Below are 338 nucleotides of genomic sequence, written 5' to 3' on the forward strand. Positions count from 1 at the left end.
GGCGGCCGCGTGGCCGCTGCCGCCGCCCGCCAGCTGCCGGCCGTCCCGGTCGCGGATCTCCACCGCCGTTCCGTACAGCTCGGTGTACCGGGAGACCTCGGCACTCAGCCCGGCGCTGTCGCCCCCCCGGGTCGCCCGGGCGGTGAGCAGCTGACCGCGGCCGTGGCGTAGAGGGGGGCCCAACAGGGGAGGGATTTTGGCGGTCCTGGTGGGCTTGGACCGGTACTCGTCGGCGCCGGAGCGGAGCCCGGGCAGCAGGTCCCGCTCCGCGGTCGTGGCAGTCAGCACGGTAACCGGGGCGGTTGGGACCCGGCGGAGCCGGCACAGCCGGTCCAGGC

1 protein-coding gene is annotated in these 338 nt (G+C 76.6%); it reads right to left on the reverse strand.

Annotated features, from left to right (window positions below):
* The coding region (locus UK12_RS34210; protein WP_045307120.1) for a hypothetical protein at window positions 1-288 on the reverse strand (288 nt) is incomplete at its 3' end.
* Window positions 289-338: the final 50 nt, after the last annotated feature.

This window comes from Saccharothrix sp. ST-888 (assembly GCF_000955975.1).
In the GTDB taxonomy this organism is placed as follows: Bacteria; Actinomycetota; Actinomycetes; order Streptomycetales; family Streptomycetaceae; genus Kitasatospora.